At 64.8% G+C, this 12,917-nt stretch carries 12 protein-coding genes; 4 read left to right on the top strand and 8 right to left on the bottom strand.

The features are described from left to right. Window positions 1-26 precede the first annotated feature (26 nt). From otnK to CK220_RS14455, 4 genes are read right to left on the bottom strand one after another with little or no spacing between them, the layout of a single operon-like run. Entirely contained in the window at window positions 27-1,304 is a 1,278-nt protein-coding gene (gene otnK, locus CK220_RS14440) for a 3-oxo-tetronate kinase (protein ID WP_095812151.1), read from the bottom strand. Continuing rightward, a complete protein-coding gene (gene otnI / locus CK220_RS14445; RefSeq protein WP_095812152.1) occupies window positions 1,301-2,110 on the bottom strand; it encodes a 2-oxo-tetronate isomerase in 810 nt (269 codons plus the stop codon). Before otnI ends, otnK begins: the two co-directional genes overlap by 4 nt. A 28-nt stretch (window positions 2,111-2,138) precedes the next feature. Next, window positions 2,139-3,098, bottom strand: coding sequence for an L-threonate dehydrogenase (gene ltnD, locus CK220_RS14450; RefSeq protein ID WP_095812153.1), 960 nt, complete (start codon window positions 3,096-3,098; stop codon window positions 2,139-2,141). 31 nt (window positions 3,099-3,129) lie between these two features. Continuing rightward, the gene (locus tag CK220_RS14455; RefSeq protein WP_095812154.1) at window positions 3,130-4,443 is read right to left on the bottom strand and encodes an MFS transporter; all 1,314 of its coding nucleotides are present in this window, start codon (window positions 4,441-4,443) and stop codon (window positions 3,130-3,132) included. Window positions 4,444-4,663: 220 nt separating this feature from the next. Here CK220_RS14455 and CK220_RS14460 point away from each other — a divergent pair, with 220 nt between their 5' ends. From CK220_RS14460 to CK220_RS14470, 3 genes are all read left to right on the top strand, one after another. After that, entirely contained in the window at window positions 4,664-5,677 is a 1,014-nt protein-coding gene (locus CK220_RS14460; protein WP_245429183.1) for a LacI family DNA-binding transcriptional regulator, read from the top strand. Continuing rightward, a complete protein-coding gene (locus CK220_RS14465; protein WP_095812156.1) occupies window positions 5,674-6,339 on the top strand; it encodes an aldolase in 666 nt (221 codons plus the stop codon). The genes CK220_RS14460 and CK220_RS14465 overlap by 4 nt, the downstream gene beginning before the upstream one ends. Before the next feature lie 141 nt (window positions 6,340-6,480). Further along, the gene (locus tag CK220_RS14470; RefSeq protein WP_245429185.1) at window positions 6,481-6,744 is read left to right on the top strand and encodes a hypothetical protein; all 264 of its coding nucleotides are present in this window, start codon (window positions 6,481-6,483) and stop codon (window positions 6,742-6,744) included. Between the two features lie 164 nt (window positions 6,745-6,908). On the opposite strand, the gene CK220_RS14475 is transcribed toward CK220_RS14470, so the two are convergent. Genes CK220_RS14475 through CK220_RS14490 form a run of 4 tightly spaced genes read right to left on the bottom strand, consistent with a single transcriptional unit; the run spans window position 6,909 to window position 11,241 of the window. Next, window positions 6,909-7,730 (bottom strand): ABC transporter permease, encoded by an 822-nt coding sequence (locus CK220_RS14475; protein WP_095812157.1) that lies wholly within the window; start codon window positions 7,728-7,730, stop codon window positions 6,909-6,911. 3 nt (window positions 7,731-7,733) lie between these two features. Further along, window positions 7,734-9,014: an ABC transporter permease gene (locus CK220_RS14480; RefSeq protein WP_095812158.1), complete on the bottom strand. Its 1,281-nt coding sequence runs from the start codon at window positions 9,012-9,014 to the stop codon at window positions 7,734-7,736. Between the two features lie 8 nt (window positions 9,015-9,022). Then, complete coding sequence (locus CK220_RS14485) at window positions 9,023-10,069, bottom strand: ABC transporter substrate-binding protein (RefSeq protein WP_095812159.1); 1,047 nt, start codon at window positions 10,067-10,069, stop codon at window positions 9,023-9,025. Next, a complete protein-coding gene (locus CK220_RS14490; protein ID WP_095812160.1) occupies window positions 10,066-11,241 on the bottom strand; it encodes an ABC transporter ATP-binding protein in 1,176 nt (391 codons plus the stop codon). The genes CK220_RS14485 and CK220_RS14490 overlap by 4 nt, the downstream gene beginning before the upstream one ends. A gap of 285 nt (window positions 11,242-11,526) precedes the next feature. On the opposite strand from CK220_RS14490, the gene CK220_RS14495 reads away from it, so the two are divergent. Beyond that, window positions 11,527-12,915, top strand: a complete 1,389-nt coding sequence (locus tag CK220_RS14495) for a PLP-dependent aminotransferase family protein (protein WP_095812161.1) — start codon at window positions 11,527-11,529, stop codon at window positions 12,913-12,915. Window positions 12,916-12,917 lie beyond the last annotated feature (2 nt).

Below are 12,917 nucleotides of genomic sequence, written 5' to 3' on the forward strand. Positions count from 1 at the left end.
TTGGACAACCAAGACTCCGTCACGCCTCATGCCAAAACGGCCAAGGCGTCCGCGAAGAAATGGTTGCCGCCGAAATTGCCCGATTTCAGGGCAAGCAGCAGTTCGCCGTGCGGGCTGCCGAGCGCGCGCAGCGCGGGTACACCCGCGGCGATTTCGGGGCCCAACTCGAAGGCGGGAATGGCAAGCTGGTCCACGACGGCGCCGGACGTCTCGCCGCCCGCCACGACCAACCTGCGCACGCCGAGTTCGACCAGACCTTCGGCGATGGTCGCCAGCGACTGCTCGATGACATGACCGGCAGTGTCGCGTCCATGCCGCGCCTGCAGCGCCGAAACCACCTCGGGCGATCCGCTGCTGGCGATGAGGACGGGGCCATCGGCCAAGCGGGCGGCGGCCCATGCGAGCGCACGGTGCGTCTCCGCCGCTCCGCTCATCAGCCTTTCCGGATCGAGCCTCAGCACGGGCATCGTCTCTTCGGCGCGGGCAATCTGCGTCAGTGTCGCCCGCGAACAGCTGCCGGCGAGGCACGCCGCGGGCCCTTTGGCCGGCCGGTCCCGCAGCACCGTCCGTTGATGGCGCTGCGCGGTGCCGGCGGCGATCAGGCCGCGGGCGAGACCCAATCCCAGGCCGGACGCTCCGACCGACAGGCGTTGTGCCAAGGCTGCCGCGCCGACCGCTTCAAGATCGCTCTCGAAGACGGCGTCGGCGATCGCCGCTCCGGCCCCATCTTGGGAAAGTGCGGCGTTGCGCGCGCGAATCGCGTCCGCGCCGCGCGCGACCGTCGCGAGGTCGACCGACCCGACCGCCGCCATGCTCTGCCGGGCGAGGACGCGCACCAGATTGGCATCGCGCATGGGATTGAGCGGGTGATCCTTGAGCGGACTCTCGTTGAGCGGCACCGCGCCGACGAATAGATTCCCCTGGTAGACGGTTCGGCCGGTTTCCGGAAAGGCCGGCGTCACCAAAACCGATTTCTCGTCCACGTCGTGACGCAAGGCGTCCAGCACCGGGCCGATATTGCCAGCATCGGTGGAGTCGAAGGTCGAGCAGATCTTGTACATCACATGCGCTGCGCCGCGGGCGCGCAGCCATTGGTCGGCCGCGCGGGCGCGCTGCACCGCCTGCGCTGCGGCAACCGAACGGATCTTGAGCGAGACGACAACCGCGTCGATCTCGGGAAGATCGAGACCAGCGGCCGGAATGCCGATGGTTTGAACCGTGCGCAGGCCTTCCTTGGCGAGCGTGTTGGCCAGGTCGGACGCGCCTGTGTAGTCGTCCGCAATTGCGCCAAGGACGAGGCTCATGGCGAAACTCTGATGCCAGCCCGGGGGAGGGGCTCGCCGACAAAGGGGCCGAACCAGCCGAGCCCCTCAAGCGTCTTGCCGCTGGGTCGATATTCGCAACCGACGAAACCATCATAGCCCAGCCCGTCCAGTTCCGCGAAGATGAACCGGTCGTTGAGCTCTTCCGAGGTCGGCTCATGGCGGGAGGGCACGCTTGCGATCTGGACATGGCCAATGATCGGCAGCAGCCGACGCAACGCCATGACGACATCGCCATGCAGGATCTGGCGGTGGTAGATATCGAACTGCAGCTTGAGATTGGGCAGCGCCAGTTCGCCGATGAGTTGCTCGGCAAAGTCGAAGTCATTGAGGAAATAGCCCGGCATGCCGCGGCCATTGATCGGTTCGATCACCAAGTCGATGCCGTGATCGGCAAGCTCGCCGGCGGTCCAGATGATCGCTTTGCGATAGGCATCCACGGCCGCCCTGTCCTCGCGAGCGGCGAGCCCCGACATCAAATGCAGGCGCTTCACGCCCGTGGCCTCCGTGTAGGGAAGGGCAAATGCCACGGCGGCCTGGAGCTCGGCGAACCGATCGGGCAAGGCGGCCAGTCCTCGCTCGCCGGCGGCCCAATCGCCTGGCGGCAAATTGAACAGAGCCTGGGTCAAACCGTATCTGCGAAGGCGCTCGCCGATCGCCTCGGGCGTGTGCTCGTAAGGGAACAGGAATTCGACCGCACGGAAGCCGGCATCGGCGGCCGCATGGAACCGATCCAGGAACGGCCACTCGCTGAACATCATGGTCAGGTTGGCGGCAAAGCGGGGCATGGGCGATCCAGTCCTACTCAGGCCGATGTCAGGCCGGTTTGGTCAGGTTTGCGGGTGGCGGCAGTTCGGTGCCGGTGATCTTTGCGTAGAGCCGGGCGACGGATGCGTCGTCGTCCCGGCCCATTCCAGCCGCCGAGGTCGCCAGGAACATCTGTAGCGCGGCCGCGGCCACCGGCACCGGGAATTTGGCGCTGCGGGCCATATCCTGAATGATGCCGAGGTCCTTGACGAAGATGTCGACCGCGCTGCGCGGCGTGTAGTCGCCGTCCAGCACGTGCGGCACCCGGTTCTCAAACATCCACGAATTGCCGGCGGACGCAGTTATCACCTCGTAGACCTTGCGGATGTCCAGCCCTTGGCGGGCGGCAAATGCGATGGCTTCGCTGGCCGCCGCTATGTGCACGCCAGCAAGCAACTGGTTGATCATCTTGAAGGCCGCACCAACGCCCGGCTCGTCACCGAGTTCGTAGACGTTGGTGGCTATTGCATCCAGTGCCGGCCGCGCTCTGGCGAAGGCGGCAGGGCTGCCGGAGGCCAGGACGGTCAGCGCACCCTCGGCGGCGCGCACCGACCCGCCGCTGATCGGCGCGTCGAGATAGAGCCGTCCCGTCGCTTCGAGCGGCGTGGCAAGGCGGCGCACCACATCGGGATCGATCGTGGCCGAGGAGACGAAAACCGCGCCCTCGGCCATGGTTTCGGCGACGCCGTTCGCACCGAACAGGATGGCCTCCGTTTGCGCGGCGTTGACGACCACCGACACGACGACGTCGGCACCCTCGGCGGCCTCGGCGGGGCTTGCCGCGCCTCGGCCGCCCTCGTCGACGAGCCGGGCGACGGCCGCGGCGTCGACGTCGAAGCCAGCCACCTCAAACCCGGCCCGCCTGAGCGACATGGCCATGCCAAGTCCCATGGAACCGATGCCGATCAGAGCGGCCCGGTTCGTCCTTGCCCCGGCGGGGTTTTCCTTCCTTCGAGCATAAACGGTCATCACGGAGATCCTTGTTCGAAACGCAATCCGGTTAGCGATTGACCAGCTTGGGTGGCGTCGTCAGCACCAGGACCGCGCCGAGCACCAGGATTGCGGCGAGCGCATACATGCCGACCTGCGTTGCGCCGGTCAGATCCTTCAGGTAGCCGACGAGATACGGGCTAACAAAGCCGGCCAGATTGCCGACCGAATTGATGAGCGCAATGCCTGCCGCGGCACCTGTGCCGGCGAGAAATGACGTCGGCAGCGACCAGAACAGCGGCGCGCAGGTGATCGCTCCGGCCGCCGCAACGGACAGGAAGGCGATGGCGATCGTCGGATTCGAGCTGGCGGCCGCGACGACGAAACCGACGGCGCCGAGGAGTGCCGGAACGACCAGGTGCCAACGGCGCTCGCGATGCCTGTCAGCGCTGCGTCCGAACAGATTCATGACCACGACGGCACAGATGAAGGGGATCGCGCTGATCAGTCCGATATTGAAGTTTCCGGTGATGCCGGTCGCCTTGATCAGGGTCGGCATCCAGAAAGTCAGCCCGTACTGGCCCATCACGAAGGTGAAGTAGATCAGGCACATCAGCCAGACTCGGCGATCGCGGAAGATACCGGCTACCGAATGCCCACTCTCCTTGTGACGCTCCTCGCGTGCGATCTCCTGCTCGAGGGCCTGCTTTTCCGTTTCGCTCAGCCACTTGGCCTGACGAACGCCGTTGTCGAGGAAGAACAAGACAGCGATGCCGAGCAGCACGGCTGGAACCGCCTCGATAAGAAACATCCATTGCCAACCGGCGAGGCCGTGGGCGCCATCGAACGAATCCATGATCCAGCCGGAAAGCGGATTGCCCAATATGCCTGAGACCGGGATCGCGGACATGAACACCGCGATGATCTTGGCCCGGCGATGCGAGGGATACCAGTAGGTGAGGAAAAGGATGATCCCCGGGTAGAACCCGGCTTCGGCGACGCCCAGCAGAAAGCGCAACAGGTAGAATGTCGGGGCGGATGTGACGAACATGAAGCCAGCTGAGATCAAACCCCAGGTGATCATGATGCGCGCGATCCACATGCGCGCGCCGACCTTGTGAAGAATGACGTTGCTTGGCACCTCGAACAGGAAATAGCCGATGAAGAAGATGCCGGCGCCGAGGCCGTAGACGGTCTCGCTGAAGCCGAGGTCGGCAGACATCTGCAGTTTGGCGAAGCCGATATTGACGCGGTCGAGATAGGCGACGACGTAGCACAGCATCAGGAACGGCACGATGCGCCAGAAGACCTTGCTGTAGGCGATTCTCCTCGTTTCGATTTCGGCTACGGCTTGCGCCGGAAGCGCAGGTGTAAGCACGGTCATTGGTTCCTCCCTTGACGTGTGGATTGGGTGTTGGCGCTCCCCTCCGGTGGCGGTTTTGGCAGCGCTTGCGTAACCGGGTAACATAGATTGGCAGCGCTGCCAACGAAAAAGTGGCAGCGCTGCCAACAATTGTTTGAAAAGGTTGTCGCGACATGGCAAAAGAGATGAACGGAGGCGAGATGGTCGAGTGCGACGTCGCGCTCCAGCGGGGAGATCGAAAGTGGCCGACGAACTGGCCGACGGCACGCCGACGGGGACGACGACCCTTACCGATGTCGCACGCGCGGCCGGCGTCGGCGAGAGCACCGCCTCCCGCGTGTTGCGCGGGCATGGTTCATTTTCGGCCAAGACACGCGAGAGCGTCCTCAATGCCGCGAGAAGCCTCGGCTATGTGCCCAATCGCATCGCCGGCACGCTGGCCTCGACCGGCTCCAAGCTGGTCGGGATCGTGATCCCGTCGCTCAGCAACATCGTCTTTCCGGACATGCTGCGCGGCGCCAACACGGTGCTGGTCGGCGCCGGATTCCAGCCAGTCGTCGCGGTCACGGACTACGAACAGGGCCGCGAGGAAACCCTCATCGAGTCGCTGCTTAGCTGGCGTCCGGCGGGCATGATGGTGGCCGGGCTCGAACACACCGAGCGTACCGTGGCCATGCTCAGGCACGCCCGCATCAGGGTCGCCGAACTACTCGATTCCGATGGCGATGGCATCGACATCGTCGTCGGCTATTCCAATCGCGGGGCGGGAGGCGCGAGCGCGCGTCACCTGGTCTCGCGCGGCTATCGGCGCATCGGTTATGTGGGCCACGATCTCAGCCGCGATCTGCGCGCCGCCAAGCGCTTCGCCGGATTTCGCTCGGCACTTGTAGAGGCCGGCCTTGAAGTGGCGGCGAAAGAAATCATCCCCTCATCTTCGTCGATCGAGGCCGGGCGCGAGGGTCTGGGCCGGCTGCTCGGGCGCGCCCCCGATCTCGATGCCGTCTATTTCTCTAACGACGACATGGCGATTGGCGGTTATTTCCATTGCCTTGCCCGCGGTATCGCCATCCCCGGCCGGTTGGCGATTTTCGGCTATAACGGCCTGGACGTCGCACGCGCGGCGCCACAACCGCTTTCCACCATCCGGACGCCACGCGTCGCGGTCGGAGAGACCGGCGCACGGCTGGTCTGCTCCGACGGACCGCCGACGAAGATCGATCTCGGGTTCGAACTGATCGAGGGAGCCACAACATGAGCGAGGCAAAACTTCGCGAAGATATATGCCGCTTCGGCCGTTCCCTGTTCGAGCGCGGGCTGACACCGGGATCATCGGGCAATATCAGTCTGCGGCTCGATGACGGCGGCTGGCTTGTGACGCCGACCAACGCATCGCTGGGCTTTCTCGATCCGGCTCGCCTTGCCAGGCTCGACGCGCAAGGGCGGCTCGTCGCGGGCGATGCGCCGACCAAGGAGATCCCCCTGCACACCGCTCTCTACGAGACGCGGGCAGCAGCGCGTGCGATTGTGCACCTGCACTCCACCCATGCGGTGGCCGTCACCATGCTTCCCGAGATCGATCCCAAGTCGGTGCTGCCGCCAATGACGCCGTACTATCTCATGCGCGCCGGACAGACGGCTTTGGTGCCTTATTTCCGTCCCGGAGACCCTGCGGTAGCCGATGCAATCAAAGGGCTCGCCGGACGCTACTCTTCGGTGCTGCTCGCCAACCATGGTCCCGTCGTCGCGGGCGAAACGCTCGAGGCGGCGGTATTCGCTACCGAGGAGCTGGAGGAGACGGCAAAGCTCTATCTGCTTCTGCGCGGTCTCAATCCCCGCTACCTGTCACCGGAGCAGGTCAGCGACCTGGTGCGGACTTTTGGGCTTTCTCTGCAGGAGCATAGTGCGCACGATCACTGAAACCCCATTTCGACCTCGTGAGGCGCGCCTTGCGGGGGGGCGCCTCGCCGTGTCTGCGGCCAGGCAGTTCAACCCAAGCGCGCTTGAATCCTTAGCCGGACTGCGGGATTGTTGCCCCAGGAAGCAGACGGGGGATGCACAATGGAAAAGGCGTCGCCTTTTGTGCCGGCCGAAATCCACATTCACACTGTTGCCGATGAGGGGGGCAATCTTGGCATCCTTTCGATCCGCACGACGGAAGGCATCTTGGATATTGCCTTGGACTGCCACGCCGCCGATGCCATCGTAAGCGCAATCGGCTCCATACGACCGAAGCTGGATGCAAGCGAAAAAGAAAGCCCGGCGGGAAACCGGGCCAGGAGGCCTTCTGGGGGACGATCGGATCAACGTATTCGTTTGTCCTAATGTGAAGCGTGAGCATGACGGCTCGATGAAGCCACGGCAGCTCATCTCTGCCATGCGCCGAGCATCAGCGGTAACCTTGGCCAATAGCGCGTCAGCTCGGTTGAAGATCGCTATAATCCAGTCGCGTCCGTTCACCCTCATTGCGCTGCGACAGCAGCGACGCTTCATGCATTGGGGGCCGTTCGACCGCGTCGCGCCAGGAGATTGGCGATCACCAGAAGCACGATCGACAGCGCCATCATCAGCGTCGCCGCCGCGGTGATCGCCGGGCTCAATCTTTCTCGCAAGCCGATGAACATTTCGAGCGGCATGGTGCGCTGGCCGGCGCTGGCCAGGAACTGCACGACGACAACTTCGTCGAAGGAAGTGACGAAGGCGAAGGCCGCGCCCGACAGCACGCCGGGCAGGATCAGCGGCAGCATGACGCGGAAGAACGATGTCAGGGGTTTTGCGCCGGAGATCGCCGCGGCCCGCAGCAGATTGCGGTCGAAACCGGTGAGGCTGGCGCCCACCGTCACCACCACGAATGGGCTGGCCAGGGCGGTATGCGCCAGGATGATGCCGGCATAGGTGCTGGCGAGCCCGACGCGGGCGTAGAACAGATACGAGCCGACCGCGGTGATCACCACCGGCACGATCAGCGGCGACAGCAGCAGCGGCATGATGATGCGCCGCCCGGGAAATTTTTCGTCGGACAGCGCAATCGCCGTCAGCGTGCCGAGCGTCGTGGCGATCAACGTCGTGCCGAAGGCAACGATCAGGCTGTTGCCGATCGCCGACCGCCAGCGCTGCGTGCCCAGCACCACCTCATACCAACGCGTCGAAAGGCCTTCGAGCGGGAATATGAAGAAGGCGCCGCTGTTGAAGGAGAGTGGCACCGGGATGAGGATCGGCACCAGCAGGAACAGGATGACCAGCCCGCACCATAGCCACAGCAGCGTGATGCGGATGCGTTCGCCGGCGGTCGGGTAAGGAGACAGCAGCATGGGCTAAACCAACTTCAGGCGGTCGAGGCCGAGGACACGGGCAAAGATGCCGAACAGCGCCAGCGTGAAGACGAGAAGGATGAAGGACAGCGCCGCCGCCATCTCCCAATTCAGTTCGACATTGACGTAGTTGGCGATGAAATTGCTGATCAGCTGATCGCTCGCCCCGCCGATCAGCGCCGGAGTTATGTAATAGCCGAGGCACAGGATGAAGGTGAGCATACATCCGGCCATCACGCCCGGGAACACCTGCGGAATGTAGATGCGGCGGAAGGCGGTAAAGGGCCTGGCGCCCAGCGAATAGGCGGCCTTCATCTGCGACGGCGGGATGGTGCGCATGACGCTGTAGATCGGCAGCAACGTGAACGGCAGCTGGATATGGGTCATGGCGATGATCAGGCCGATACGGCTGTACATCAGGTCGAGCCGGTCGCCGGTGACGCCGATAAAAAGCAGGAAATCATTGACCAGCCCGAATTTCTGCAACAGCACCGTCCAGGCTGCGGTGCGCACCAGGATCGAGGTCCAGAAAGGCAGAAGCACGGCGACGATCAGGATGGCCGCCAGGCCCTTCGGCACGTTGGCGATGAGATAGGCGAGCGGAAAGCCGAGGATCAGCGTTGCCAGCGTCACCGACGCCGCGACGAAGAAGGTGCGCAGGAACACCTGGATGAAGATCGCCTGTTCCGGCGGCACCCGTTCGATGCCGCCATCGGCGTTCCAGCGCAGGTCGAGCGCGCTGAGCAAATAAAACGAAGTGAGGCTGCGTGTGCCGTTCTGGATCGTCGGCCAGGTCGATGGCGCCGACCAGAACGGCACCGATTTGATGGCCCCGAGCGCGGCCTGGCCGTCGGCGCTTTCGAGCTTGCGCACCGTCTTCAGCACCTGGCTGCGCGCGCCCGGCAGGCGGGCGTTCAGGCTCTTGGCAAGCTCATAGGCCGTGCCTTTGGCCTGATTGTCCTTGAGGTCCGCCGCGAGTGCAACGAACGCATCGTCGCCCGGCAGGCCTTGGCCGTTCCAGCCGGTCAGGGCCGCGGTCGTCTTGGGCAAGGCATCCGCGATGGTCGGATCATAGACCGCTCGCGACAGAAGCAGCACGATCGGAATGCCGAAGCTCAGCGCCAGAAGGACCAGTAGCGGCGCCGCCAGCAGCAGCGAGCGCATCCGGTCGCCGAATTCGGCGCGCCGGAGCGCCGCCGACACGGATTTGAGATCCGCATCGGCGGCTGACCGGTCGCGGGCCAGCGTCGGCCGGTCGAGTTCGCTGGGCTGGAGCGCCGACATCCGCCTTCCTACTGGGCCAGCCAGGCGTTGAAGCGCTTGACGAGGTCCTCGCCATAGTCGCCCCAGAACTCGGTATCGGCGACGAGATAGGCGCCGGAGAGATGATCGGGAGCGTTGGGCAGCTTCGGCAGCGCGTCGGCGGCTACGAAGGACGCCGCGTCGGTGCGCACCGGCCCGTAGGTGATGTAGCTGGCGAGCTTGGCGTTGTTCTTAGGCTCGCTGATGTAAGCGAGGTACTTGTAGGCAAGCTCCGGATTGCGTGCGCCCTTCGGAATGGCGATCATGTCGTATTCGAGGATCTGGTTGTTCCAGACGATCTTGAACGGCTTCTTGTCGGTGTCGATTGCGTTCTGGATGCGGCCGTTCCAGGCGGTGGTCATCACCACTTCCTTGGAGGCGAGAAGCTGCGCCGGCTGCGCGCCGGCATCCCACCAGACGATGTCCTGCTTGATCGTGTCGAGTTTCTTGAAGGCGCGGTCGACGCCTTCCGGCGTTGCCAGCACCTTGTAGACGTCGGCCGGTGTGACGCCATCGGCCATCAGCGCCCATTCGAGGTTCTGCGCCGGGAACTTGCGCATGGCGCGCTTGCCCGGGAATTTCGTCGTGTCAAAGAGGTCGAGAACCGAGGTCGGCGCTTCCTTGAGCACGGTCGGGTCATAGGCGAGGATGTCGCCGTAAGCGTCGAGCCCGACACCGCAATCGAGCGCCGAGCCCTCGATGAACTTGTCCCGCGGCGCGATCTTGGCATAGTCGAGCCGTTCGAGGATGCCCGCGTCGCAGCCCTGCAACACGGTCGCGGTCTCCACCGTCACCAGGTCGATCGGCACGTTGCCCGTCTCGACCATGGCTTTGACCTTGCCGAGATCGCCGAGATATTCCTGCTCGAGAATCTTGGCGCCGGTTTCCTTGGCGAAGGGCTCGAACCAGGCCTTGCGCTGAGCGTCCTGCCAGGCGCCGCCGCTCGCCATGATCGACAGCTCCTCGGCGAAGGCGGCGCCGGTCATGCAGGCCGTGGCGGCCGCGAGCGCGAGTAAGCGTGTTCTCAACTGTGTCATTTCGTTCTCCCCTGTTTTGAAGTGGCGCCGCCCGTTCCGGCATCGGCCGGAAAGGCGCGGCAATCGTTGGGCGCGCAGGAGACCGTCACGGTTTCGCCATTCGCCATCGTTGCTTCGGGACCGACCTTGACGGTCAGCACCTGGTCGTTTGGGAGCCTGGCCAGAAGGCGCAGATGATCGCCGAGATAGATGCGCCCATCGACGGTCGCCGACAGCGCGTTGCCGACATTGGCGGCGGCCGACAGGCTCAGCCGCTCGGGCCGGACGGCGACGTGGCAGGCGCTGCCTTGCGTCACGCCAACCGCCAGCGCGGTGATCTCACCGCCGCCGTTCAACTGGACACGGCATTGCTCCCCCGAAACGCGGTCGACCACGCCTTCCAGCGTGTTGTTCTCCCCAATGAAGCCCGCCACAAATGAGCTTTGCGGGGTGTTGTAGAGATCGTCAGGCGAGCCGAACTGGGCAATGCCGCCCTGATTGAAGACCGCGACGCGGTCGGACATCGTCAGCGCCTCGCTCTGGTCATGTGTGACATAGACGATGGTGACGCCGAGCATCGTGTGGATCTGCTTGATCTCGAGCTGCATGTGCTCGCGCAGCTTTTTGTCGAGCGCGCCGAGCGGCTCGTCCATCAGCACCAGGCTCGGCTGGAACACCAGCGCCCGGGCCAGCGCCACGCGCTGCTGCTGGCCGCCGGAAAGCTGGCTTGGGCGGCGGTCGCCGAATTGCTTCAGCCGCACCATGTCGAGAGCCCGGCCGACGCGGGCCGCGATGTCGGCCTTGCTCACCTGGCGAACGGAAAGCGGAAAGCCGACATTCTCCTCGACCGTCATATGGGGAAAGAGCGCATAGTTCTGGAACACCATGCCGATGTTGCGCTGGTAGGGCGGCAATCGGTCGACCGGCCGACCCTCGAGCGTGATCGTGCCATGCGTCGGTCGTTCGAAGCCGGCGAGCATGTTGAGCGTCGTGGTCTTGCCGGAACCGGACGGCCCAAGCAGCGTCAGGAACTCGCCGCGCGCGACGGCGAGGTTCATCCGCGTCACCGCGAAGGTCCGCCCGTCATAGGATTTCTCGACCTCGGCGAATTCGACGAAGCCTGGCCCGCTCGCCTGCGCGGGACGCGCAGTAGCAGCTCCGTTGGCCGGCGCAACGGCTTGGCTGGCGCTCATCGCGCGCAACCCCGGCTGCCAGCGAGCGATTCGGTAAATGGCTTGCGGCCCATGCCTCGTCCTCCCGGGTACGGCCCGCCGAACTACGCGCTGTCCGACTTGTATGGTCATACAATTAGATTAAAGGCGACCATAAATGCGGATAACTTCCCCCGTCAAGCTCAAAAATGCACCATTGTGCGAGAACTTTTTCCCGAATTGACGTCATACAACTTCTATTGTCGGGATCGTTGTCTTATGCTAGATGCCCGACAAGTGAGACGTCAGCCGCAGTGCGAATCCCCTATGCTCGAAGATCTTCGCCTCACCGAGGATGAAAGCCCGGTCTATCGCCGTCTTGCCGACGCGATCGCCGAACGCATCGCCGCGGGCACGCTTGCCGTGGGCGACCGGCTGCCGCCGCAGCGCGAGATCGCCCGCGCCCTGGGCATCAATGTCACGACCGTGACGCGGGCGCTGTCCACCCTGCAGGAGCAAGGCCTGCTCGAGGCGCGTCCCGGACGCGGCACGACGGTCGCCGCCCGCGACATCGTCGAGCGGCCAGGCTTCGTGTCGGCGCCGAGCGACCAGAGTGGCATCATCGACCTCTCGGTCAACCGGCCGCCCACTTCAGCCTATCTCGACGCGGTCGCGGCGCTGATGCCGCGCCTTTCCAAGGATCGCCACTACGCCTCGCTGCAGGATTATCATCCGCCGGAGGGACCGCTTTGGGGCCGCGTCGCGGTCGCCGATTGGTTCAAAACGGTCGCCGGCGATGGCGACCCCGGCCGTGTCGTGCTCGCCGCCGGCGCCCAGCACGGCCTCGACTGCGTTCTGGGTGCCGTGACCAGGGATGGCGAGGTGATACTTGCCGACGAGGTGACCTATCAGGGCATCAACGCGCTGTGCCGGGTCCACGGGTTAGACTTGCGCGGCGTTGCCATGGATCGCGGCGGCATGCGTCCGGACGCCTTCGAGGCGGCTTGCGCGCAGCTTCGCCCGCGCGCCGTTTTCCTGGTGCCGACGCTGCACAATCCGACAACGATCACGCTCAGCGACGAGCGCCGGCGTGAATTGGCGGCGGTGGCGCGGCGCCACAATGTGCTGATCATCGAGGACGACGTCTACCGGCCGTTGGCCGACGATCCGCCGCCCTCCTTCGCCAACCTCGAGCCGGAGCTGACGGTCCACCTCGGCGCGCTGTCAAAATGCCTCGCGCCCGGCCTGCGCCTCGGTTTCGTCATCGCCCCGCGCCCGATCGCCGGCCAGGTCGCCGCGGCGCTGCGCATCAACTGCTGGAGTATCAGCCCGTTGACGGCACTGATCGGCGCCAAGCTGATCGAGGAAGGCGCAGCCGCCCGTATCATCGACATCCAGAAACAGGAGCTGCGCCAGCGCCAGGCGATCCTGAGCGAAATTCTCGGCCGCTTCGACATCCAAAGCAACCCAATCTCGACGCATGCCTGGCTGCGCCTGCCGGAACCCTGGCGCGGGGCGGGCTTTGCCCGCACCTGCCTGGAGCGCGGCGTCGCCGTGCTGCCCGGCGATGCCTTCGCCGTCGGCCGCGAGCCGGTCCAGCACGGCGTGCGCATCAATGTCGGCGCGGCGCGATCCCAAGAGGACCTGCGCTCGGCGCTCACCACCATGGCCGAGCTGCTCGCCGCCGGCCATCTGCAACTGCCTGGCTTTGTCTAAGA

Source organism: Mesorhizobium sp. WSM3860, assembly GCF_002294995.1.
Taxonomy (GTDB): domain Bacteria; phylum Pseudomonadota; class Alphaproteobacteria; order Rhizobiales; family Rhizobiaceae; genus Mesorhizobium.

Excerpts from the sequence above, each read along its gene's own strand:
- CK220_RS14465 (WP_095812156.1), top strand. The coding sequence starts at position 5,674 with ATGAGCGAGGCAAAACTTCGCGAAGATATATGCCGCTTCGGCCGTTCC.
- CK220_RS14495 (WP_095812161.1), top strand. The coding sequence starts at position 11,527 with ATGCTCGAAGATCTTCGCCTCACCGAGGATGAAAGCCCGGTCTATCGC.
- CK220_RS14455 (WP_095812154.1), bottom strand. The coding sequence starts at position 4,443 with ATGACCGTGCTTACACCTGCGCTTCCGGCGCAAGCCGTAGCCGAAATC.
- CK220_RS14490 (WP_095812160.1), bottom strand. The coding sequence starts at position 11,241 with ATGAGCGCCAGCCAAGCCGTTGCGCCGGCCAACGGAGCTGCTACTGCG.
- CK220_RS14475 (WP_095812157.1), bottom strand. The coding sequence starts at position 7,730 with ATGCTGCTGTCTCCTTACCCGACCGCCGGCGAACGCATCCGCATCACG.
- ltnD (WP_095812153.1), bottom strand. The coding sequence starts at position 3,098 with ATGACCGTTTATGCTCGAAGGAAGGAAAACCCCGCCGGGGCAAGGACG.
- CK220_RS14470 (WP_245429185.1), top strand. The coding sequence starts at position 6,481 with ATGGAAAAGGCGTCGCCTTTTGTGCCGGCCGAAATCCACATTCACACT.
- CK220_RS14485 (WP_095812159.1), bottom strand. The coding sequence starts at position 10,069 with ATGACACAGTTGAGAACACGCTTACTCGCGCTCGCGGCCGCCACGGCC.
- otnK (WP_095812151.1), bottom strand. The coding sequence starts at position 1,304 with ATGAGCCTCGTCCTTGGCGCAATTGCGGACGACTACACAGGCGCGTCC.
- CK220_RS14480 (WP_095812158.1), bottom strand. The coding sequence starts at position 9,014 with ATGTCGGCGCTCCAGCCCAGCGAACTCGACCGGCCGACGCTGGCCCGC.
- otnI (WP_095812152.1), bottom strand. The coding sequence starts at position 2,110 with ATGCCCCGCTTTGCCGCCAACCTGACCATGATGTTCAGCGAGTGGCCG.